At 32.9% G+C, this 25103-nt stretch carries 15 protein-coding genes; all 15 read right to left on the bottom strand.

Features of this window, described 5'->3' with window-relative positions; translation table 11 throughout:
• Positions 1–27: 27 nt before the first annotated feature.
• Complete coding sequence (locus tag AXE80_RS07355; protein WP_068828760.1) at positions 28–1593, bottom strand: sulfatase family protein; 1566 nt, start codon at positions 1591–1593, stop codon at positions 28–30.
• Between the two features lie 43 nt (positions 1594–1636).
• Positions 1637–3862, bottom strand: coding sequence for a right-handed parallel beta-helix repeat-containing protein (locus tag AXE80_RS07360; protein ID WP_083194611.1), 2226 nt, complete (start codon positions 3860–3862; stop codon positions 1637–1639).
• A gap of 3 nt (positions 3863–3865) precedes the next feature.
• Positions 3866–4984: an alpha-L-fucosidase gene (locus AXE80_RS07365; RefSeq protein WP_083194612.1), complete on the bottom strand. Its 1119-nt coding sequence runs from the start codon at positions 4982–4984 to the stop codon at positions 3866–3868.
• A 17-nt stretch (positions 4985–5001) separates the two neighbouring features.
• Complete coding sequence (locus AXE80_RS07370) at positions 5002–7707, bottom strand: glycoside hydrolase family 95 protein (protein WP_206208112.1); 2706 nt, start codon at positions 7705–7707, stop codon at positions 5002–5004.
• A 175-nt stretch (positions 7708–7882) separates the two neighbouring features.
• Positions 7883–8332, bottom strand: coding sequence for a glycoside hydrolase N-terminal domain-containing protein (locus AXE80_RS07375; protein WP_083194613.1), 450 nt, complete (start codon positions 8330–8332; stop codon positions 7883–7885).
• A 36-nt stretch (positions 8333–8368) separates the two neighbouring features.
• Positions 8369–9538 (bottom strand): putative glycoside hydrolase, encoded by a 1170-nt coding sequence (locus AXE80_RS07380; RefSeq protein WP_068825890.1) that lies wholly within the window; start codon positions 9536–9538, stop codon positions 8369–8371.
• A gap of 31 nt (positions 9539–9569) precedes the next feature.
• Entirely contained in the window at positions 9570–11132 is a 1563-nt protein-coding gene (locus tag AXE80_RS07385) for an alpha-L-fucosidase (protein WP_068825894.1), read from the bottom strand.
• A gap of 39 nt (positions 11133–11171) precedes the next feature.
• Complete coding sequence (locus AXE80_RS07390; RefSeq protein ID WP_068825896.1) at positions 11172–12215, bottom strand: glycoside hydrolase family protein; 1044 nt, start codon at positions 12213–12215, stop codon at positions 11172–11174.
• A gap of 14 nt (positions 12216–12229) precedes the next feature.
• On the bottom strand, positions 12230–14071 hold the full coding sequence (locus tag AXE80_RS07395) for an alpha-L-fucosidase (RefSeq protein WP_068825898.1): 1842 nt from the start codon (positions 14069–14071) through the stop codon (positions 12230–12232).
• Between the two features lie 9 nt (positions 14072–14080).
• Positions 14081–15868 carry an arylsulfatase gene (locus tag AXE80_RS07400; protein WP_068825900.1) on the bottom strand — a complete coding sequence of 596 codons (1788 nt, stop codon included), beginning with the start codon at positions 15866–15868 and terminating at the stop codon, positions 14081–14083.
• A 421-nt stretch (positions 15869–16289) separates the two neighbouring features.
• Positions 16290–17966 (bottom strand): RagB/SusD family nutrient uptake outer membrane protein, encoded by a 1677-nt coding sequence (locus tag AXE80_RS07405; protein ID WP_068825902.1) that lies wholly within the window; start codon positions 17964–17966, stop codon positions 16290–16292.
• 23 nt (positions 17967–17989) lie between these two features.
• Positions 17990–21181 (bottom strand): SusC/RagA family TonB-linked outer membrane protein, encoded by a 3192-nt coding sequence (locus tag AXE80_RS07410; RefSeq protein WP_083194614.1) that lies wholly within the window; start codon positions 21179–21181, stop codon positions 17990–17992.
• 31 nt (positions 21182–21212) lie between these two features.
• Positions 21213–22703, bottom strand: a complete 1491-nt coding sequence (locus AXE80_RS07415) for a sulfatase family protein (protein WP_206208113.1) — start codon at positions 22701–22703, stop codon at positions 21213–21215.
• 4 nt (positions 22704–22707) lie between these two features.
• Positions 22708–23574 (bottom strand): SGNH/GDSL hydrolase family protein, encoded by an 867-nt coding sequence (locus AXE80_RS07420; RefSeq protein ID WP_068825905.1) that lies wholly within the window; start codon positions 23572–23574, stop codon positions 22708–22710.
• A gap of 14 nt (positions 23575–23588) precedes the next feature.
• The gene (locus tag AXE80_RS07425; RefSeq protein ID WP_068825907.1) at positions 23589–25073 is read right to left on the bottom strand and encodes an alpha-L-fucosidase; all 1485 of its coding nucleotides are present in this window, start codon (positions 25071–25073) and stop codon (positions 23589–23591) included.
• Between the last annotated feature and the right edge of the window lie 30 nt (positions 25074–25103).

Genomic DNA, 25103 nt, shown 5'->3' on the forward strand with positions numbered 1-25103 from the left:
TTAATTATTTTATAATTTCTTTTTGATTTATTTTAAAGCAAAAGCAGCCTGTATCCATGGAAAGTCAATCTCATCATTCTTTTGTGCTTTTCCAGGTGTACTTCTCCCCTCATTAATTTGTTTAATTAATAATTGCTTTAATTCCTTTACTTTCTCAGGTTTTTTATCAGCTACATTGATATGCTCACCAACATCCGTTTTTAAATTATATAATATATTTTCAGGAAGTTTTTCATCTCTTTTACCTGGTCGTCCAAGTGCATTTAATCCAGAGTTTGGAGCCACTATTAACTTCCAATCTCCTTTTCTGATGGCAAAAACACCTTCTTTACTATGATGAATTGTTGCTTCTCTAGCATACCCTTTCCTTTGTGTTAATAAAGGCATTATGCTATAACTATCTTCTGCTTCATTATCTTTTAAATTATGATGTACAATATCAGCACAAGTTGTCATAAAATCTGTAGTACAAATTGTTGTATTAGAAACACTATTCGCTTTTATTTTGTTAGGCCATTTTACGATGAAAGGAACACGGTGTCCTCCTTCAAAATAACTTCCTTTATTTCCTCTATAAATATAACTGGGATTGTGACCTTTGGCTTTTAATACTCCGTAATTGGCATTTGCAGCACAACCATTATCACTAGTAAAAATTACCATCGTATTGTCTTCCTCTCCACTATCTTTAACAGCTTTAAATATTTTCTCCATTAAATCATCAATCATTAATACAAAATCAGCATAAGGATTTATCTTACTTTTTCCTTTCCAAGGTTCAATTGGTAAAATAGGATTATGAGGTGCAGGTAAAGGAAGATATATAAAATAAGGCTGCTCATCTTTTGCGTTTTCTTTTATATAAGAAACTGTTTTATCTATAAAAACAGGTAATACTTCTTCATGAACAAAATCTTTAGAAATAGGACCTTTTATCCAATAAGCATATTTATTTTCAGATCTTTTTTGCTCAGATATTCCTGTTGGCTCCATGACCACTTTATCATTTTCTATATAGACAAAAGGTGGCATATTTAACGATGCTGCTAATAAATAAGAATAATCAAAACCTAAGTCTAAAGCTCCTTTTTTAAGTGGTTTGGAATAATCTAATTGTTCAATTGGATACTTGTCTTTAACTCCTGAATAATGTTCTAATTCCTGAGTATGATCTTTCAAACTCCAGTTTAATCCTAAATGCCATTTACCAATATTTGCAGTTTTATAGCCATTCTGTTGTAATAAATCTGCTACTGTTAAGCGATCATCTTTTATCAACATTGGTGAAGTTCCCCAAGTAACAAATTGTTTTAATGGTGTTCTCCAATTATACCTACCTGTTAAAATACCATACCTAGTAGGTGTACAAACTGAAGAAGAAGTATGTGCATCTGTAAACCTCATTCCTTCTGCTGCTAACTTGTCTAAATGAGGTGTATTAATTTTACTATTCTCATTATAAACACTTAGGTCTCCTATTCCTAAATCATCAGCGAGTATGTAAATGATATTAGGTTTTTTATTTTTTGAAGTCTGGGCACTTACTGAAAACATTAAAAGTGCTACAATTACTAAAATGATTTTATTTCTCATATTCATTTAATTTACTTACAACCATGAGTACATATCTTACTAATTAATTCTTTATAATTCCCATCCTTGATACATCTAAAGGCTCTATTCCTAATTCTATGGCCGGACTTCCTTTTTTAAATCTAAAATTTCCATTTTCTACATCTATAAACATCGGATCTCCAAACAAACTCTTTTTCTCTTTATTGTTAGTTCTCATTCTGGCAAAATGTTTGTTCATCCAATTAGTATTTTGTGAATTGAAATATAGATTTTCATCCATATCTGTTTCTAATAAATTTGGAAGATTGGTTGTTTGACCTCTTTTAGGTCTTTCTGCATAAGCATTTCCACCTGTTGGGTGAGAAACAATAATATTACGATGCACTTTTGCCCCGGAAACTGGAACCCATTCAAAACTGATATAACCAAACTTAGGAGCTATTCTTGGTGCTACAATAAAGTTATTAACAATATCATTTACTCCTTTGGATGCAATACCTGCACTAAAGGCGTAATTATTATAAAGTACGTTTCCAAAAATCAAAGTTTCATGTTGGTCATCATCACAACGGATAGGAGCTGGCATCGAATGCTCTAAATTATCATGTAAATAATTATAACGTACTATATTTCCTGTTCCTGCTCCAGAAATATATATACAATTTCCATCAGACAATAATTGTACTGCATGAGTAATTTCATTATACTCTATAATATTATGTCTTGCATGGTTATACTTCTCACGTACTTTCCAATTTTCGTAAGTCTCTTCTGTACTTTTAATTACCTCAGCAGGAATCTCATCATGCCTTACCGTTCTTCCTCCTTCATTATTTAACTCCCTATCTGGCTCCACACGATTGGTAACAAGTATTCCTGCATACCCGCTATGATGTACATAATTATGAGCAATACGATTGTGACCACTTTGCCAAGCCCATATACCTGGAGAATGCCAAGTAATTTCACTAAAATGATGGATATGATTGTTTACAATTTCATTGTGATGGTTTACATCTTTAGTACCTGGACCATATCCTGCCAATAATATTCCCGCTTCTCCTAAATAAGCAAACTCACAATCTGTTACTTTATTTTGTTGTGCATGCAAATCAAAACGAATACCTGAACCACCTGAATTTATAAACTTACAATGTGTTACTTGACAACCTTCAGATCCTCTAAAACGTAAAGCTGCTGTAGGTCTATCAAACATATCCCAATCATGTTGCATTCCCCAACCTAATTGATCTTCATCACTTACCCACCCCCTTCTATCGGCATGTGAAAAAGTAATTCCCGAAAATAAAATCCCTTTAACAGGTTTGTCTTTAGAACCTTTATAATCTATTCCTCCTTCAATACGTATTAATTCACTAGTTGTTGGAGCAAGAATTCCTTCTGGAGAACCATCTGCTGATACATTGGATGGCCATAAATAGATTTTTCTTGTTTTTGAGTTTATAACCCATTCTCCCGGTTCATCTAAAGCTTCTATTGTGTTTTCAATCCATGCAGAATTACCATCTTTTTTATGTACCCAATGAGCCAACTTGCCCATAGCATAAGTTGCAGAAACTTTTGTTTTTGCTATACCATTTTCTTCATCAACAAAAGCTAAAGGAAGCATATTAATCATCCAAGCTCTGCTTGGTCTAATATTTAACTCTACATCCTCTATATTTTTCCAATTCTTTATTTTACCCTTTGGAAAATAAACTGTTTTTTTATCTCCCATCTTTGTAGGTATAAAACCTTCTGATCTAGCTCTATTCAAACGTCCATGAGTATCATATAATGTATAAAACTTGTCAATTTCTTTAGGAATATCTGCCACCCATACTTTCCCTTTTGCACTTTCTGAAAGATTAAATAAATCATCAGATACAATTGTCCAGCCCTCTACTGGTAAACCTCCACTAATTACCGGTTTTTCACCTGGATAAGCACTAAAAGTTAAATATGGAGATGACAACTTCATCGCTTCCTCTTCCAGGTTACCATCTTCAATTCCCAAAACAAGAGTCTCGCGTATCTGATGACGTCCTTCTCGTAAATAAATTGTTGCTTGACTTTTATTACCTTTTTTTCGTAACTCTCTTACAACTTCAACGGCTTCTACTATGGTTTTAAAGGGGTTTTCGATGGATCCAACACCAGACTCATTTCCATTCACAGAAACATATAATTCAATTTTATTACTAGAATCACTATTACATGATATAAAAACAATAAAAAGAAGAAAAAAAATTATTTTATAATTAAAATGATTAACTATTGCTTTCATTTGTTACTGTTTTAAACGTTTTCCTACTTCTTTTAAGATTGTAATATCATCAGGAAAAACAGTTCCATCTGGCAAAGGCCCTATATTTAGTAATAAATTAGCTTTCATCTCTTTTGTATGTGCTAACATCTCCATCACTTCCTTTGCTGTTTTGTGTCCTACATTGTTATCTCTGTCATAACCCCAAGCGTAAGGCTGCATAGTATTACATATTTCCAACGGCACTTCTGATGTCCCATCAAAATGACGTTCAGGAGCTTTAAAATCTTCTGTTCCCAACATTCCTTGTTTATAAGAAACAAGTACTTGAGGTTGTAATGAATGAATATGATCGTATAATTCTTGAATTTTTAACTCCTGTATCTTTCCAGGTCTAGAATTAGGAACCGCTCTTCCATCCAACCAAATTCCAGCTATAGGTCCATAATTGGTTAGCAATTCCGTTATTTGATTTTTCATGTATTCCACATACAATTGTAAATTATGTTCCTTTCCGTATTTGTAAGATTCTTCTCGTGGGTTGTAATCTGGTTTTGGATTTCCTCCCCACTCTTCTCTATTAGGAGCGTGGGGATGTTTCCAGTCACGTCCGTGTGAATAGTAAAAAAATATTCCTAAACCTTTTTTATGGAATTGTTCCGCCAATTCAGCAACCAAATCTCTTTTAGCTGGACTGTTGGTACTTTTAAAGTCTGTATATTTTGAATCGAACAAACAAAAACCATCATGATGCCTTGTGGTAATATTGATATATTTCATCCCTGCTTCTACCGCTAAATCAGTAATAAAATCTGCATCAAAATTTTCAGCTGTAAATTTGTCTGCTAATTTTGCATATTCATCAGGTCTAATTTTAGCACGCAATTGTACCCATTCTGCAGGTTTAGAATGAATATCTCCCCAATACCCTTCTGTTAGACTAAATAATCCGTAATGGATAAACATTCCGAATTTAGCTTCTTTAAACCACTCTAAAGCTGCTGCTCTTGGATTTTTAGCATAAGAATCTTCATACCTTTTTAAATATGATGGCACCTTATTTTGATGATTGCAACTGCTAATACTTATACAAAAAATGATAACAGCAATGAATACCCAGCTAGAATTTCTTTTTAATTTCATCTTCTTTATTTTACTCTTTAAGGCAATAGATATATTGCTGTGGTTCCTTTATCACTTTCACGTCCATCATTACCTACAGCTACCACTTTAAACGTCATCTGACTATACTGTTTTACATCAGTATTTGTATAAATAAAATCAGTATTCACAATTTTTGATGCGACTAGTTTATAATTTGGTGCATTACCAATAGCACAATAAATATTATACGATACAGCATCTTTACTTGCTTTCCAAGAAAGTTTAATTTGATTCTCGATTGTAGTATTCTCAATTTTTAATTTTGATGGTGATGACACAGGAATATATTCTGGAATAGCATTAATGATATAAGTTTTTCCTGCAATCGTCTGAATACTTACTTGGTCATTATCCTTTTCTGTGAATTCCACTTTCTTACCATCAGATGTTTTAATCATTGCCTTAGCAATATTAGGATACCTAAATTCTAAAACTTCTCCTGACTTTGAGAACACCTCAAACTTATTAGCTTGTCCTTTAGACCATTCTGCTGAAACCTCAAAATTTCCTCGGGCTAATAATCCAGTATAACTACCCTTTGACCAAGATTTTGGTAAAGCAGTTAATGGAGATATTACATAGTCTTGGCTCTGTAATAATATCTCGGCTACCCCAGCTGTTGCTCCGTAATTTGCATCAGCTTGAAACAATGGATCACCTCTGTGATCGTTAAATAAATTGTGTAAATAATTTTCGCCTAATAATTCTTTATAATAAGAATAAGCTTCTTCTCCATCATGTACTCGTGCCCACATGGAAATTCGTTCAGCACGTGCCCATCCAATATTGGTTTTATGGTCACGTTTTATCAAACTAATTCTAGCAGCATCTAACCAAGCTGGAGTTTCATCATTAATCAATTGACCTGGATACAATCCTAACAACATAGAAGTATGCCTATGATTAGGATCGCCAATATCATCAAAAAACCCTTCTTGACGAAACTCTTTGATCTGCCCTGATTTTCCAACCTGAATAGGATCTAATAAAGGAAGTTGTGATTCATATGTAGATAATCTAGTATCGGTTCTACCTAAGATTTTTGCACTTTTAATGGTGTTGTGATGATTTTCATAAAACATTTGTTGATCAAATGTAGTCCCTACTGTGTTTCTTAATTTTTGTTCTGGACTTGAAGAAGGTTTTGCTAATAAAACGCCATTAGTGTTTGTTACAAATCTAGACACAAAGTTGGCTTGTTCGTATATAACAGGATATACCTTATTGGCTAATATAGATTCATCACGCGTATAATCATAATAATCCCAAAACAAAAGTCCAATCCAAGAACCTGTACCAAATCCAGCAACTGGAGATTTTCCTGGAACATTGTACGGATTACTCCAAAATGGACCAGACCAACCATTATCACCATTTGGATCTAATTGAGAACTGTTGTATTGTTTAATGTACTGAGTAGCATACAAACGTTGTCTAGGTTCAAATGTGTTAAAATAATCTACGTAAGACTCAAAAAGTTCAGGTAAATTAGCAGAGAAAACGGGTGCGTATGCCATTTGCACATTTGTATCGTGCAAGTATTGAGATGACCATGGTGCTCTATCATAAACATTCCAAATTCCTTGTAAATGTGGAGGAAGCGTACCTTTTCTAGAAGAGCAAATCAACATATAACGTCCATATTGGAAGGCAAGTTCCTCTAAATATTTGCTAGAACCTCCCGTAGGATAAGCATCAATCAATTCATTGGTAGGAATCGTCGGTTCAACAGCTCCAAGATTAAAATTCACACGACCATAAAGCGATACATAATCAGTTTGATGATTTGTTAACAATTCTTCAAATGATTTCTTAGCAGCAGCTTCTATATAATTGGTTACCTTTTCATGTGGATCTGTAAATCCTTCTAATTTTTTAGTTGGATCATCGGTTAAAAACACTTGAGAATCTAATTGGTAATTGGTTCCTACCGCAATTAAAATTACAGCACTATTTGCATCTGAGACTTTAATTTTTCCATTTTTTGTAGCCCCCATTGTTCCTCCGTCAGGGATTACTTTGAACTGACCTTCGAACTTAATATTATAATAATTCATTACACCAGAAAGTGTAATCAAATCTCCATTAGCCGAAACAGAACCTGATTTCCCTTCTCCTATAAAAGGAATAGTAGGACGAAGAGTAAATGACAATGCTCCTTTTTTGGAAGCATTTAAACGGACCACCATCACCTTATCAGGGTAACTAGTAAAGTATTCTCTAGAATATTCTACACCATCTTGCTTGTATTCTACAAACGAGATACCTTTATTTAAATTTAACTCCTGTTTATAGTCTGTAGTATTAGTATGTTTAAAATCAATATATACCTCAGAAAAGTTATTTAAACCTCTACGTCTAAGTCCACGATCTTTACCCCAGTCATACAAACTATTTTCAGTAATTTGAATTCGTTCTGTTTCTGTACCTCCAAATACATTAGCTCCCATATAACCATTCCCCATTGGAATTGAACGATTAATCCAGCCCTCATTACTATTAGGAGCTGGTTTATTATACCAAAGCTTTAACTCCTTTTTTGAATTTTCATTATTGTCTTGTATTGCTACATTAAAATCTGTTTTTTTTATTAATGATGTTGCACTATTTCCATTCTGAGCACTAACTTGAATAGTAGCACTAAAAATCATAACCACAAACAAATTGTGAACAGATAAAATCGTTCTATTTATTAATTTCATTATCTAATTATTTTAATTTCATTTTCAACTATTCTCTTATTTCCAAATTATTTTAGCCTTTCTTGTTTCTGTATTTACCCAAACACTAGCATGTTCAAATTCACGAGTAAAATCCCAACCATTTGGATTGATTCGTTTGTAAGCATTTTTTGGTGCTCCAAGAGGTTTTTGTAACTCAGGATAAGATACCTTTATTTAAATTTAACTCCTGTTTATAGTCTGTAGTATTAGTATGTTTAAAATCAATATATACCTCAGAAAAGTTATTTAAACCTCTACGTCTAAGTCCACGATCTTTACCCCAGTCATACAAACTATTTTCAGTAATTTGAATTCGTTCTGTTTCTGTACCTCCAAATACATTAGCTCCCATATAACCATTCCCCATTGGAATTGAACGATTAATCCAGCCCTCATTACTATTAGGAGCTGGTTTATTATACCAAAGCTTTAACTCCTTTTTTGAATTTTCATTATTGTCTTGTATTGCTACATTAAAATCTGTTTTTTTTATTAATGATGTTGCACTATTTCCATTCTGAGCACTAACTTGAATAGTAGCACTAAAAATCATAACCACAAACAAATTGTGAACAGATAAAATCGTTCTATTTATTAATTTCATTATCTAATTATTTTAATTTCATTTTCAACTATTCTCTTATTTCCAAATTATTTTAGCCTTTCTTGTTTCTGTATTTACCCAAACACTAGCATGTTCAAATTCACGAGTAAAATCCCAACCATTTGGATTGATTCGTTTGTAAGCATTTTTTGGTGCTCCAAGAGGTTTTTGTAACTCAGGATAATCTACTAAAGGTCCTGTAGCCAACTTCCACCCCCAACTATACATAAAATACGAATAAGGTTGTGCTCCAATTAAATAACAAGCCAAAGCAAATTCTAACTTCTCTTTAGACAGTTCAGGCATATTAGGTTTAATATTTCCCCTTCCTGCTCCATCAACACCAAGACGAAAAACAGAAATTTTTCCTTCTTTAGCATTTTTTAACATATCTCCCCACTCACTTAATAAGCTTTCTTTAGTATATCTAGATTTTGAATAGTTTTCAAACATTACGGCATCACAAACCGGATACACATATCCTGCATCTTTATTATTGGCATTATTACCTAGTAATATTTTATCTTCCCCCATTTTCTCCTTTAGTGCGGCCATCATTTCTCCCATAGCAATTTCAATTTTAGGTTTATCTCCTTTTCGAAACCTACTATTTCCATGCATTTGATCTATAAAGACACCATCACAATCTGATTCCTTTACACCTTTAGCAACAGTTTCTACCCACCACTCTCGGAATTCAGGATTTAATAAATCATAACAAAAAGCTCCAAAGTGATTTGCTAATTTTCCCGTTTTTGGGTTGGTAATCAAAAACTCTTTTAATTCTGGATGTTTCTTGATTCCTTTCTCTGAAAAATCTTTGGTATAAGAAGTATATGTCCAAGCATAAGCAGCATTAAAGTAAAACAATACTTTAATATTAGGGTTTGCTTTTTTAAAAGCCTTAGCCTCTGCTTTAGCTCCTAATTCAGCAGCTCCTAATTGTTTTTTCCCATGAGATTTTTCAATACAAATAAAATCGGTACGAGGTGCTATAAAAGCAACTTCCTTAGGTGTTAGTAAGCGATTTTTATCTTGAAACATAAAATACTGAGGAGTTGTTTCCCAACTAAATTTGGGATAAAAATCTTTGGGTACAAAAATACTTCCATCACTATTTTTATAACTTACTTGTGAAACAACAGGATTAAAACCTGTAAAAATTATACAGAATAAAAATATTACGAGAACTTTTGTTTTTTTCATTTTTGTTATGATTAAAGTGTGTTTTTATATTTTAATACCCTTTTACAGCCTTACGGACTTTTTTCATGATTTCAATACTCTCTGGGTTAAAAATAGGATGCCCCTTAGTTACATCAGGTGTCATTGCCAAATTAATGGTAATAGGCATATTTACCTGATCTGCTTTCTTAAAAATCTCAATATATTTTTCGGCTGAAAATTTAGGTTTCTGAGTAAACTTTCCATTTTTTACTCTGCTAGACCATCCATCCATATAAAACCAACTAGCTGGATATTGACCTTCTAATTGCCCACCTTTTTCAAATAAAAATGCTGGCTGAATTTCCGGCACTCTCCCAGATCCATCAGACACCACCAAATCACTAAAAGGGGTTAAGTTTGGAAATAAATTTTGACTAAACCCTACAGGAGCATTTGGATTTCCAGCCTTAATAGCCTTTACAAATTTTTCCCAAGGCGGATCTAATTGATAGACTTTCCAACCCCCATCATCTATATAACCCGCTGTACTTGCTAAATCTTTCCCATATCTAAGACTCACTTCACGAAAATGAGCTTCTAAAAAATTAAAATAACCTGATGGATCTGGTTGGTCTCCATTACCGTAAGTATTCCCATATAAATCTTCCATCCCACTGTTAGGATTATAATAAAGCATTAAGCGAATGTTGTGTTTCCCTAACCCATCAATCAACTCTCTAATTAAATCACGTTCACAAGTAAATCCTGATTTAATACTATCAATTGTTTTACTGGGTCCTGGCCAATGTTGTGTACCATGAGCACAAGTAAACGTAACCCATGAAGCACCTATTTCTAGTACTTTTTCTACAAATACATCTACATCAAAATCTTTAACCAATTTTTGATACTGATCTCCCAACTTTAAACCTCCCTCAAAAGGAACTGAACTAGATGAAAAATGTACAAACAAACCATATTTTCCATCAACCATCCATTGCAGATCTGCTTTTATTTCTTTTGCACGTTCTTTTATAGCTACTAATGCTTCTGGTCGTACCAATTCAATAGACCAAAAAGCAAAAGGATTCGGTTTTATATTGGCATTGGCTTTAATTTCAGCATTCTCCTCTTTTGTTTTTTCTTTTCCAAAAGTCACTAAACGAAAACTGATTTTATTGATTCCCTTTTTAAGTAACAAATTTTGCTTTAAATAATGTCTTTGAACAATGGGTCTAGTATCCCAATTTTTAACATTGGCTTTTTCTATAATTTTAGAAGTTCCTGAAGTGACCTCAAAAGTTGATTCCGAAAGGATATCATTACTACCTGTATACAAAAGGGCGATGTTATATTCAGCTTCGTAAGGAGCTTCTACTTCCCATGTCATCACATCTTCTTTGGTTAAAAAACCACGAATAAATGCATTGTTCACTACTGTAGGTGTAGGACGATCTAAGTGATTAAGATTTCCTTTGAGTTTAGCTCTAAACCCCATAATAGTTGTAATATCATCAGCTCTAAGTTTCCATGTTTTAGGTGCCCAATATGGGTGAGTAACATTTTTTTGAGAAAATGCATTTACAGATATAAATGATAACACACCAATTAATAAAACCAAACTTTTTTTCATTTTATTATAAATTTGAATTCTCTAATGATATTTATATACTTATTTCCAATCTTGTATTTTTAAGAAATACCCTGCCGTTGGGTCTTCATCATGACAAGCCAGAAATAAATATTCTGGTTTTCCATCTTTCCATAAAATATTAGGGCGTTCGCTTCTTGCTAACTTATGATTGAAATAGTGACTATTGGTATTGTAACCTATTTGAGGTCTATCCCAATGAATTCCGTCTTTTGATTGATATATTAACCCTGGACGTTTTCCCCCAAGTTCTTTTTTATCAAGATATTTTGGATTGCCTTCTAAAGCACTTTTTACATCCATACGATCTTCAACAATTAAATAGTACATTCCCTTATAATAAAAAGCGTAGGGATCTTCAATATCTAAGCCCATATCAGCATAGGATATCAATGGATTTTTTTCATAATTTTCATATGGACCTTCAATATTATTGCTAATTGCTAATGAAATTTCTCTAAACTGCTTTGATTTGTGTTTATCGGTAATTGATTTGTAATAAACTCTATATTTCCCATCTTCATCTACCAAAAAAGTTGGGTTGGAGGCATGAATAATAGTTGATCCATCCATAGACCCTGAAGCTTTTATGATTGGATTGTGAGGACTCTCAACCCATGGTTCATTTAGCGATTTGGTAGTTGCAATACCTATTTGCTGTTCTATTCTTGGTGTTGTTCTATCCTTAATTAAATACACCATCACATAATCATCTCCAACTTTTGATACTTGAGGATTATGATACGTAGAAGTAGGACTTGAAAAAGTAGTATCTACAAATGTATAAGGCCCCTCCGAAGTATCTGCTACAAAGTGAACTATTTTGCTATCTTTTATCCAACGTCCACTATTAGGAATAGTAGACATAAAAACATGTAACTTCCCTTTTTTATCATAAATGGGAGACATCCCCCAATTCCACCAACCGTCTTCTGCAGGAAGAACAAATTTACCCGGAACCAATGATTGACTAAAAGTAGATTCTTTAATTGTTAAATCTTGCTTACAGGCAGAAGTTAAAAGAACAATGAATCCGATTACAACTATTTTTAGATAAGATTTCATCTGTATAAAAATTTTTATTTATTAACTGGTATTAACTCCAACCCTTTGAACTTGTAACTATGTTTTGTTTTTTTACTAGTGGTTACCTTTGGATAAACTCTAATTTGATGTATTCCTTTGCTTAATATTACAATTCCTTCTTGCTCCTTTTTAGTTAATTTACCAATAGTTCCTTTGGCATTTAACTCTAAAGTTTCTTTAGAAGTAATTAGATTATAAGTAAAATCATGGTCTCCAGTATCTTCACTTATCACTTTAAAAGCACCTGGTTGTTTTACATTTATAGTCCAAATCAATCCTTGTTTAACATTTTCTCCCCAACGATGTGTTAACTCAGTATCATAATCGTAACTGATACGTCTAATGGCAAATTCACATTTTGAAACTGGTAATTTTATCATACCATTTTCTTCTTGTTGAAGTGTTTCATCAATTACTTTTGCTTTTTCATCATCAATTTCCAAAGCAATTACTGTTACTTTAGGTTGAATTAAAGGTGTTGGCACAGTCACACTTAATTCATCATTGTCCTGTTTAAAGCTTAAGGCTTGTTTAGAAGTATCTGCCAATACATATGCTTTATTTACTTTAGATAAAAGTCCTGTTAAGTCGACTTTATTATTTGTTATCTCTTTAAGATGTAGGTAAACTTTTCCTGGTTTGCTTGTGATAGCGTAAGGTGGAAATTTTAAAGGACTTGGGTCTGCTCCATAAATAGCTTCTCCATTTACCTCTAACCATTCTCCAATAGCACGTAAACTATTAGCTTGCGACTGAGGAATGGTTCCATCAGGCCTTGGTGCAACGTTTAATAAGTAAACCCCTCCATTACCAACAATACGACAAAAGCTATAAATAAAATCAGGATAATCTTTTGTACGATCTAAATCACCTCCATAAGAAGTATATCCCCAGCCACCTTGGGTTACAGACTCGTGTGTTTGCCATGGTACTTTTAAATCTGGTAACCAAGTTGCGGTACTTACACTTGGAGTTTTTCCATTATCTATTGAAACATCAAAATGTCCAAAGCCATTCCCTAGCCTTGAATTTACCAATGCTCCTGGTTGATTTTCTTTCACAATATCCATCATCAACTGGCATTTTTCATCATCCATTTGAATAGGAGTATCAAACCAAACCATAAAAATATCACCGTAGTTTTCTGTTAATTCTTTTACCTGTGGTGTTACTTTATTGTAGAAGTAATCATCAAAATCTTTTTGCGGTTTTAAGACCCCTTCAAAATCCCAATCATTACCCACTCCTCCTTTTTCATGCCAATCTTGACTTTGAGAATAATAGAATCCAAGGTTCATATCTCTTTCTGCACATTTCTCGGCTAATTCTTTATAAATATCTCTACCAAAATCTGCAAATTCTACCAAGTTATATGGGTGCTGTGATTTATACATAGCAAACCCATCATGATGTTTGGCTGTTAAAACCATAAATCTCATTCCAGCATTTTCTGCTATATCAATCCACTCACTTGCATTAAAGTTTACAGGTTTAAATTTTGCAGCCGCTTCTCTTTCATAATCTTTTACAGGAATTTGTCCTACTTTCATAATCCATTCCGCACTTTTTTTCTCACCATTCCACATTCCTTCCAATTGTGCATAAGGTCCCCAATGAATAAACATTCCGAATTTATCTTCGTAAAGCTTTTCCATGTTCTTTCGTATTTCAGGTGTATAAGCCGAGACATCTGTTTTTCCAAAATCAACATCACCTGATGTTTCTGTGATATAATCAACTGTATTGTTAGCTTCCTCTTTTTTATTGTTTTGACATCCTATCAAAATTGCACCTATAAACAGGATTGAAATGATTTGCTGTATTGATTTATTCATAGTATTGAATTATAGTTTTTCTATATAGACATAATACGCAGGATATACTTTACCTGCTTTGTCTATTAATTGTGCTTCCATATCATATTTCCCAGCAGGTATTTTACCTGTAAACTTTACTTCATTTTGCCCAATATTGATACTTAATTCTTTTTCAATATTTGCCACATATAAGTAGGCCTTTTCAAAATCGGATTTTGTACTCCCCACCATTGTTTTATGCAACTCTATTCTTTTTTCTTGACTAGGAAACGTATCGTTAATGGCATGTCCACTTTCTCTAGGAAACCTTCTTAAATAAATAGCATATTCTCCATCTTCAACAAATTCTATTTTCCATCTACCCGCTGCTTGAACGGCTTTTGATGCTCCGTCTTGATGCCATGCTCCGTTGTGTTTGCCTGTAAACATATCGTGAGCAGAAATTCTAGTTGGATTTTCTTTTGGAGAACCTACTTTTATATATCCATATCTTTCATTTGGATGCTCTGACATGATGGATTGCCACCATTTTTCATAACCTATAGTCAAACGATTTGCAACCTCTGGGTATTTTTCGATAATGTTTTTTGTTTGACTACGATCTGAGTTTATATCATACAATTCCTTTCCATTTATCAAACGCCAATTATTATCCATTACAGAATAAGTTCTGTTTTTTATTAGATTCTGTTTTCTTTGAGTATCTACATATATAGTACGATTTTCCCATTTTGATTCAGAATTGAAAAGTAATGGTTTTAAGCTTTTCCCATCCAACGGTTTTCTTGGATTAAAATCAAAATCAAATAAATCAACAAAAGTCGGTAGCAAATCATAATGAGCAACTAACTCATCAATATCTTTTCCTCCTGTTAACTTACCATTTGGCCATCTAATAAATAAAGGCACTCGGTGTCCTCCTTCATATACGCTTCCTTTTCCTCCTTTTAAACCTGCATCATAAATTTTATTTCCTCCAGCAGATCCGTTATCTGTTGTAAAAATAACTATTGTATTATCCTTTACACCTAGCTCATCCAATTTCTCATCTAATAATTTAAAATTGTCATCTACATTAGTAATCATTCCGTAAAAACGTTGATAATTCTCGTCCAAAGCTTTTACGTCTTTGTATATATCTAAATACTTTTTAGGTACATTCCATGGTTTATGAGGTGCGTTTGTTGAAATGTAACAGAAAAAAGGATTGTCTTTATTTTGTTCAATAAATTCCAACGCTTCAGAGAAAAAAACATCTGTACAATACCCTTTGTATTTTTGCATTTTCCCATTATGCCAATAGGTATCATCAAAACCATCATTCCACCAATAATCTGGTCCTTGAGTAATACCTCCACCACCAATTCTTACAACCTCATGAAAACCTCTATCTTCTGGTCGGTAAGGATAATTATCTCCTAAATGCCATTTACCAAACATCCCATTAGTATAGCCATTTTTAGCAAAAACTTGAGGAAGTAAAACCTCATCTTCAAAAAGTAATGATCTCCCTGTAATAGTATGAAAAGTATTTACTCGGTTGGTATGTCTTCCACTCATTAAAGCTCCTCTACTAGGGGCACAAGTTGTAGAAACATGATAATTTGTAAACCTTATTGACTCCTTATAGAATTTATCAATATTTGGAGTTTTAATATATGGATTACCCGTACATCCAAAATCTCCCATTCCTTGATCATCAGTCATGACCAAAACAACATTTGGTTTGTTTTTTTTTGATGATGTTATTTGTGCTATTAGTATATTATTAAAATGAAATACCAATATTACACCGAACCAAAATTCTTTTTTCATCTTATTTTTTTGTTATTTCTTTATACTGATAGTTCATCAATATTGATGAATTAACTTTTTAGGAATGTTTATTTTCTTAACTCCTCTGTTCAATAAATACAACTAGCACTATGACAAAAATGAGTATAACATAAGGAAAACACATTCCTCTTATCATTCTTTTATGTTGCTGAATTCACTCAATACAATGTAAAACCCTAAAAAAATTGAAGTGTGATAAAAAATTAAGTTACCATAAAGTAATAAAATGATTAATACAAAGCGATTTTATCTTGTATTATTGATTGAGTATTCTATATAATTGAAAATCATTTTAAGAATTTAACAACCAAAAATTTATTAAAATAACTAACTGTATTGACCTAAAAAACACAAGACAATCACTAAGGAATGTCTTGTGTTTTACATTTATCTTACTTTCTTAATTATTATACCCCGCGTTTTGTTCCCAACCATTAAGTTGATTTAAATTCATTTCGGTTACAGGGATTGGTAACAGCCATTCTCGATCTGGCCAAGTGTAATTACCATAACTTGTATTAAAACTAAAGCTACCATTATAAGAATCTGGAAAAGTTGTTATTAATGATCCATCATTAACAACGTCAAATCCATCTGTTCTTATCAAATCAAAACGTCTTTTTATTTCTCCTGCTAATTCTAATCTACGCTCTTTTAGTACTGCAGTTCTGAATTCATCTTGAGATAAACCAGCTAAGTCTTTAGAATTATCTGTAACTCCAAATGCTCTTCTTCTAATTCTATTAATAGCATTATAAGCATCTGCATTTGGTGCCCCATCTGCTTCATTTTGAGCTTCAGCATATATTAATAAAGCATCAGCAAATCGATATAATATAGCATTATTATTAAGCGCTCTAAATTCTCTATCATCTGTACCTAGAAACCAATCTATATCAATAAATTTTCTAAGAAGTGGTTGAGTTAGAATCGTATCACCTGCAGCAGTTACATATTTTGTAATAATCCCCCAATCTCTTCTTTGATCTCCTGGTTCATCATAAGCAGCGTATAAATCAGGTGAAGGCAAATTACCTCCACTACTGTTAATAGTACCTGGCCAAGCTAAATCTCTAACTCTTTCTGTATACCCTGGAGGGAATTGATTACGATTAGCTGCCCAATAACCTCTTCCATCAGGACTGTTAGAAGCCATTCTTGAGGTCCAAGATCCCACTTGACCAAGAACTGTAGCTCCCAACTCAAGCATAGACTCTACACTATAAGGTTGATTTTCTAACCAAGCTACCCCACAAGCTGGAGTAATATTTTCACCATCTACAACAGCCTCTGTAATTAAATCATTTGGTGAATCATCAATCACTTCTTTGGCTTTTGCTGCTGCCAATGCCCAGTTTGCTGGGTCTCCTTGAACTTTGTCTCCTTGTGAAGTTCTTCTCCATCCTGCACGAGTTAAATAAACCTCTGATAAAATTAATTTAGCTGTCCATTTTGTAATTCTACCATCATGTAAAGCATCTGCACAATTATCTTCGGCAAATTTTAAATCTGGAATAATAATTTCATCATATATTTCATCTACACTAGAACGAGGTAAATCATAATCAGCTGTTGAGGTTACAGAGTTTATAACCTTTGGCATATCTCCCCAAACTCTAACCAAATTATAATATGCAAAAGCTCTTAAAGCATGAGCTTCACCAATAAATGCATTTTTTTTCTCCTCAGAAATTTCTGCATTTGGCACATATTTTATAACATCATTAGCACGAGATATTGCTGTCCAAAAACCTTGATATTGTCTACGATTTGTTAACCAAACACTTTCTGGAACTACTGTATGAGTCATAAATTCATTTGTGTTATTATTGTCTCTAGAAACAATATCGTCAGTCCCTACATCAATAGAATGCCAGTAATACCCCCCGTATATTGAAGTTGATTGTCCATCTTGTAAAGCATGATAGATAGCATCTGTAGCTAAACGAGCATCAGACTCCGTATTAAAAAAAGCATGCGTTGCAACTACCCCCCTAGGGTTTTCGTCCAAAAAGTCATCACATGATATTGGTAACAATGCCAATATCAACAAACCTATTATATATATATATTTCATAAATTTTAATTTTTAAGATTAATTTAAAAAGAAAGGTTTAGTCCAACTACAAACCTTCTTGTATTAGGATACCCAGATCTATCATGACCTAATGATAGGTTGTTTCTTCCGTAAGCACTCACATCAGGACTAAAACCTGAATAATTAGTAAAGGTGTATACATTGTTTAAAGATGCATTCAGTCTTAATGATGTAAGTAACATCTTAGCAATTACTTTTTTTGGAAAACTATAACCTATGGTTATATTTTGTAAGCGTACAAAAGATCCATTTTCAACGTACATATCATTAAATACACGTGCTACAGACCCTAGTTTAGGAAAGTCTGAATTTTGGTTTTCTGGACTCCAAGAATCTTTTACTACAGCTGACGCATTACGAGATCCAGTAAATGTTAGCAATCTTACGTTTGTAATATTGGCAATCTCTTGACCTAATTGACCATCTAAAAAGAAACTAAAATCAACATTTCCTATCTTAAAATCATTTTTAATACCAAACATCATATCTGCTTGTGCATTACCAATTGCAACCTTATCATCTTCAGTTATTCCATCTTTTCCATTAGTATCATAAAACAATTGTTGTCCAGGAGAAGGATTTGCTTCATTATACAATAATGCTCCATCAGCACGTGGTATGTACGTATAGCTTGCTGTTCTATCTGAATTGTATAAATTTATCTGATCTGCGTTTGATAATCCTTGAAATTCAACGAAATCATCAAACTGAGCTATACCAGCTCTTTTAAAACCATAAAATGTACCAACTTTATCACCATTAATCAAACGCTGTGTACCGTCTCCAGCTACACCTGCTAAAGTCTGACCTACAGCAAGATCAGTAGTTAAATCATCTATTCTTGCTTCACCTACAGAGAAGTTACCTTTAAAATTCCACGAGAAATTTTTATTGTTAATTACTCTCAAACCTAAATCTAATTCAAAACCTTTAGATCTAATCGTTCCAAAATTTCTAACAAAATTACTTTGTCCAGATTGTGCAGGTACTTTATTAGAATTAAATAAAAGATCAGAAGTTACTTTAGAATAATAATCTGTTGTTAACGTTACTCTATTTTTAAAGAAAGCCAAATCAAGACCTACATCAAATTGATTGGTAGATTCCCACTTTAAGTTAGGGTTAGGTATTTGACTTGAATAATAAACGGTTGTAGTTGTTTCACCTCCTGCACCATCTCCAACAACATAAGTGTCCGGATCTAATGTACTTAGAGATTGAAAACTTCTAACAGATTGATTTCCTGTTTTACCATAACTTACTCGAAATTTCGCTTGAGAAATTTCAGGTATGTTTTTCATAAACTCCTCTTCAGATAATTTATAGGCAAAAGCTCCTGCAGGAAAAAATGCCCATTTATTATTAATAGCAAATTTAGAAGAACCATCGTAACGACCTGTTAAAGTAAATAAGTACTTTTTATTATAGGTATAATTGATACGACCAAAATAAGAAAGCAATTGTGACTCTGAAAAATCTACAGTATCTCCAAAAAAAGTATCAGCTGTTTTTGGTGCATAAAATGTAAGAAAGTCGTTAGGAAAACCTCTATGATCTGTAGTGACACGATCTGATGATCTATATTCTATAGACTGCCCTAAAATTGAATTAATTTGATGTTTTCCAAATTTTGTATCAAAATGTAATTCGTTTGAATTAGAGATACTTTCATTTTGTGAATCTCCAGTTTTAGCCCAACCTAAAAAACGTGTAAGTTGCCCTGGTCTTACCTCTCTATTTTGATAAAAACGTTGTTTTGAATATCTATTTTGATAATTAAAACTAGTTTTGAAATAAAGTGATTTAGAGAATCTATAATTAAGATACATGCTCCCTAATAATTGATATTGTTTTGTATTCCAACTATTATTTTGAAGATAATCTAATGGATTGACAATAACTGGTTCAGCATCTGGATTCTCTATTAAATCTTCTTCATCCGGTTCAATTGTTTGATAAATATCTTTTGTTGGATCTGCCTCAAGTACTCTTCTGATAATATTTCCAACTCCAAAACCGTCTGCATTTTGACCTACATTTGTTGATTGAGAATCACTATCAACATAAGCGTAAGTAATTCTAGTTCCCACTTTAACTTTTTCACTAACAGTAGCATCTAGGTTTATTCTTGTTTGAATACGTTTGAAATCAGTATTTGAAATCATTCCTTTACTATCTAAAAAATTTGTGGAAATTAAATAACGTAAATCTTTATTCCCTCCACTAAAACTAAGATTGCTAGTTTTTGTTATTGACGGACTTGTTACTGTTGATAACCAATCTGTAGTCTTAAGCTTTCCTGCTTGCGCATCAGCTAATAATTCTGGGTTTACAAGAGCGGTACCACTGTTACGACTTAATTCATTATCCAAAAGCACAAATTCATTAGCGTTTAGTAATGGTGTAGGATGAGGAATTGTTCCTATTGAATAATTGTGTGAAACTGCAACCACTCCTTTTCCAGCGACCCCTGTTTTAGTAGTCACTAAAACAACCCCGTTAGATCCACGAGATCCATAAATAGCTGTTGCTGAAGCATCTTTTAGAATTTCTATAGATTCAATATCTTCTGGACTAATTAAAGACAAAGGGCTCATACTATCTCCTCCAGTAGTATCTGCTGATAATACATCTAAACTTTCATTCTCCATAGGAATACCATCAATAACGTACAATGGCTCACTACTTGAAATAGTACTAATACCTCTAATGGTAATATTGGCTCCTGCACCCGGTGTTCCTGAGTTTGAAGTTACAATTACACCAGCTGCTCTACCTGCCAAAGCATTATCTAATGATATAGATTGTGTTTTCATAATATCTTCTGCTTTTACAGAAGATACAGATCCTGTTAAATCACTCTTTTTAACGGCTCCATATCCAACAACAACAACCTCTTCTAATTCTTCAGCAGATTTTTTTAAAGTCACATTTATTACATTGCTATCCCCTACAATTGCCGTATTACTTTCTGCCCCCAAATAAGAAAAAATGATGATATCTCCCCTTTTAGCTTTTATAGAATAAAATCCATCAAAATCTGTAAGACTACCCTTCGAGGTTTGTTTTATAAATAGTGATGCCCCTACAATAGGCTCACCAAATTCATCTGTTACCTTACCTGTAATTGTTTTTACTTGAGAAAAAACAGATATAGATAACATTATCATAAATACCGTTAAAATTTTCTTCATAATTTAATCTATTGTTTATTAGTTAGTGTTTTTAGTTTAAAGTTCTTTTAAATAAAGTTTCATATTCTTGATAACCATTGTACTTTACCCCTTCTTTTTTCCAATGTTCAAGTTGATCGTCATATAATTTTCTCATTTTACTTAGTTGTTTTTTATATTTAAGTTTACTTGCTAAATTTTCCATTTCATATGGATCGTTCTTTATATCAAACAATTCTTCTGTTGGATGTAAATCTTTACTTTCATCTTTGTAAAACCAATACACATACTTGTATTGAGCATCCATTACTGTTAAACAATGTGTAGCCTTAGGTCCCCAAACTTGTACAATAGGAAGAGACTCTCTTACTTGAGTATTTGTATTTTCAAGAATAGCTCGTAAACTTTTACCGTCGTAAATTGTTGGAATTTCAACTCCCGCATAATCTAAAATAGTAGCTGTAATATCTACATTCCCTGTAATAGAAGTTGTTCTTCCTATTTTCTTTTTATGTTTATCACGAGGGTCTACAATAATTAATGGAGTTCTTGCTCCTTCTTCATATGGAAGTACCTTAGAACCTAAACCATGAGAACCATTAAAATACCCATTATCCGAAGAAAAAATAATGATGGTATTTTCATCTATATTTAATCTTTCTAATTCCTTTAATACCATTCCTATAGAATAATCTACTCCATAAATTAATTGGTTGTATTTACGTAAAGCTTTTTGATAAGTATTTTCCTTATCATATCCCCATTCTTCAAACCTTGGATATTGTCTACCCATTCTAGATTGTTTAGCTAAATGTTTACCTGCCTCACGTCCATAATTTGGCAATTTATCAAACACTACGTCTTTGTACACATCATCAAACATAGGATCTGGCACTACAGGTCTGTGCGGTGCTTTAAAATAAACACTCATACAAAAAGGTTTATCTTGTTTTACAGATTCATTTATAAAATCAATAGTTGCTGCACCGTATGCACGAGTACTATGCGGGTACTCTTTGGCATATTGAACCATGTATTTATTTTCTTTTGTTTTATATGATGTTTGATGAGAACCTCCTCCCCAAAAATCAAAATCATGTTTTGCAACCTCTCCTTCTTCTCCCCAACCTCCATTGGTATCAGAAATTGAAAAACCGAACTTACCTGCAAAACCAACACGATAACCTGCTTTTTTTAGTAATACCGGGTAAGAAGTAGACCATTGTTTGGTTCCTAAAGAACCATGATCAAAATTACATCCTGTTTTGTATTCAAATTGTCCAGTCATAACATTCGCTCTACTTGCCATGCAAATAGCCGTGGTATTGTAATGTCTTGCAAAAACAACTCCTTTACTAGCCAACACATCCAGATTAGGTGTTTTCACAACATTATTTCCATAATCCTTCTGTGTATCATAAGATTGATCATCAGTAAAAAAGAAAATAATGTTAGGCTTCTTTTCAACTTTTGCTTGTGACTGACATGATTGAAATCCTACACAAACAATCATTAAAATTAGATTTAAGATATTTTTATACATCTTCTTATTTTTTATTTTTTGACTCATATTCTTTAAATTGCTCTACTATGATTTCTGACGAAGGACATTCTACCGTATCTATGTGAAGCGAAGCTGCAATTTCTTTTGCTACTTTAATTCCCTGTAACCTAGAACCTTCTGGGTTATAATGAACATCTCCTTTTTTTACACCATGTTCTTCTAAAACAGGTTTTGAAAATGTAAACAAATCGTTTACAATAACTTCTGGATACTGATTCATAACCTTTAAAGCTACTTTATTGTATTTAATAGAATCCCCGGCAAATCTACCTTCTGCTCCTTCTGGAACTGGGGTCGTTGTAGCAAAAATTAATTTCGCTTTTGGGTACGTAGTTTTAAGATATTTGATAATCTTATGCAAATTCTCTTCATACTCTTCTAAAGTTGATACTTGCGTTCCTTTTTCCTTATCTAATTTATTACCCGATAAATATTTTAAATCGTGTAATCCAACATTAAAATGAATAACATCCCATTCAAAATCCCAACCTCCTTTTAAAAAAGGTTCAAACATTTTTTTTCTCAATGCTTCCATTCGAGGAATAAAATAATCGCTGGATTGTCCATTGGTATGCAAACGATAAACACAAGCCTTGTTTTTTAAAGATGCTCTAACATATTCTGTATATCCAATTGAAACAGAATCACCATAAATAAATACTTTCGGTAAATTAGAAATAGGTTCTATATATCTAAATTGGTATCGTGTTCTTGTAAATTTACCCAAACTAGCCCAAGCCTCCTTACATACATCTCCACCACTCTTCAGTATTGCTCCAAGTGTTTTCACAGGTATTAATGATACCAATCCTAATACCCCAAGTAATTTAAAAGATTCTCTTCTATTCATCTTTTTTAAACTTTTTAATAAGTGATTTTAAGAGCATATCCATTTGGATTCTCTACTGTTGTACCTAAATTAACCTCTAATCCTTCTGCTGTTTGTTTCCAATCTATTTTAGTATTACTTCCTAACACACTAACAGATTTTATATTTCCAAGTTGTTCAGCGGTTAAACTTTTAATGATCACTGTTTTTTTAGGGTATGCTAAAGCAATTGCGTAAAGGGTATTTTCTTTTTGAGTAAACCAAAAATCTTGAGGAGTAAACTCAAATGTTAAGTCTGCTTTTTTAGCTCTATCATGCGTCCCATTCATCTCAATTTTGGTAGGTCCTTCATGTGTTACTTTCCATTTTCTAGTATTATAAATAGCCTCTCCGTTTACAGCTAAAAACTTTCCTACTTCTAATAAATTGTTTACAGATTCTACCGGTACTTCACCTGTTGACTTAGGCCCTATGTTTAACATGTAGTTTCCTCCTTTACTCACTATTTCAGTCAACCAAAACAATAATTCTTTTACCGACTTCCAATCGTTATCATAAGAGTTATATCCCCATGAATTGTTTGTAGTCCCAACCGTTTGCCAAGGTTTAGTGATGGCTAAATGATCTTGTGGTATTTTGTTATCACCAGGTATATCAAAATCTCCTAAACCATTACCAACTCTAGAGTTCACCAACATGTTTGGTTGTAAATCGTATGCTATTTGATAAAACTTCATACTTTGCTCTGGTGTTACATAATGCGGATAATCATACCAGAGCGTAGTCAAATCAGGAAATTTTGTTAATATTTCTTTTACCTGTGGATAGGCTTTATTATCTAAATACTCCGTAAAAGTATTTGGACTAGGATCCCAAGTATTTACTCCTGCTTTACGTTTTACCCTATCATGCATTTCTCCTCCAGCAGCAATGTATTCAGAAAGTCCACAATCATTAGCATCCTTCCAGTCTATATTATGAGAATAGTATAAACCAAAATCAATATCATATTTTTTACAAGCCTTGTACAATTGCTCAACAACATCTTTTCCGTAAGGAGTTGCATCTACAATATCATACTCACTTACTTTGGAATTATACATAGCGAACCCGTCATGATGCTTTGATGTAATTACGATATATTTCATTCCTGCATCTTTTGCTAATTTTGCAACAGCATCTGCATCAAACTTGGTTGGATTAAATTGGTTCGCTAATGCTGCATATTCAGCTCTAGGAATTCTAGCACCAAACTGAATCCATTCAGCTACTTTTGGTCCCTTTAATTCTTCCATCTTCTTTCCTTTCCAAATTCCTCCTGGAATAGAATACAATCCCCAATGGATAAACATCCCATATTTAGCATCATTAAAAGCTTCTTTTGCTACTGCTTTTGCCGCATTCATTTCTTCATAGGTTAAAGCAGACTTTTTCTCATTATTTTTTTTAGATTGCTGTTTACAGCTCACCACTACAAGAATTAAAAGAAGGATTGATGTTGTTTTAAAAATATGTTTCATTGTTTATTTTTTACTTAGAATTTAAAATAC

The organism is Wenyingzhuangia fucanilytica, from assembly GCF_001697185.1.
Classification (GTDB): domain Bacteria; phylum Bacteroidota; class Bacteroidia; order Flavobacteriales; family Flavobacteriaceae; genus Wenyingzhuangia; species Wenyingzhuangia fucanilytica.

Coding starts and splice junctions, on each gene's coding strand:
- AXE80_RS07355 (WP_068828760.1), bottom strand. CDS start 1,593: ATGAGAAATAAAATCATTTTAGTAATTGTAGCACTTTTAATGTTTTCA.
- AXE80_RS07380 (WP_068825890.1), bottom strand. CDS start 9,538: ATGAAAAAAACAAAAGTTCTCGTAATATTTTTATTCTGTATAATTTTT.
- AXE80_RS07365 (WP_083194612.1), bottom strand. CDS start 4,984: ATGAAATTAAAAAGAAATTCTAGCTGGGTATTCATTGCTGTTATCATT.
- AXE80_RS07390 (WP_068825896.1), bottom strand. CDS start 12,215: ATGAAATCTTATCTAAAAATAGTTGTAATCGGATTCATTGTTCTTTTA.
- AXE80_RS07360 (WP_083194611.1), bottom strand. CDS start 3,862: ATGAAAGCAATAGTTAATCATTTTAATTATAAAATAATTTTTTTTCTT.
- AXE80_RS07405 (WP_068825902.1), bottom strand. CDS start 17,966: ATGAAATATATATATATAATAGGTTTGTTGATATTGGCATTGTTACCA.
- AXE80_RS07410 (WP_083194614.1), bottom strand. CDS start 21,181: ATGAAGAAAATTTTAACGGTATTTATGATAATGTTATCTATATCTGTT.
- AXE80_RS07375 (WP_083194613.1), bottom strand. CDS start 8,332: ATGAAATTAATAAATAGAACGATTTTATCTGTTCACAATTTGTTTGTG.
- AXE80_RS07420 (WP_068825905.1), bottom strand. CDS start 23,574: ATGAATAGAAGAGAATCTTTTAAATTACTTGGGGTATTAGGATTGGTA.
- AXE80_RS07400 (WP_068825900.1), bottom strand. CDS start 15,868: ATGAAAAAAGAATTTTGGTTCGGTGTAATATTGGTATTTCATTTTAAT.
- AXE80_RS07395 (WP_068825898.1), bottom strand. CDS start 14,071: ATGAATAAATCAATACAGCAAATCATTTCAATCCTGTTTATAGGTGCA.
- AXE80_RS07425 (WP_068825907.1), bottom strand. CDS start 25,073: ATGAAACATATTTTTAAAACAACATCAATCCTTCTTTTAATTCTTGTA.
- AXE80_RS07370 (WP_206208112.1), bottom strand. CDS start 7,707: ATGAAATTAATAAATAGAACGATTTTATCTGTTCACAATTTGTTTGTG.
- AXE80_RS07415 (WP_206208113.1), bottom strand. CDS start 22,703: ATGTATAAAAATATCTTAAATCTAATTTTAATGATTGTTTGTGTAGGA.
- AXE80_RS07385 (WP_068825894.1), bottom strand. CDS start 11,132: ATGAAAAAAAGTTTGGTTTTATTAATTGGTGTGTTATCATTTATATCT.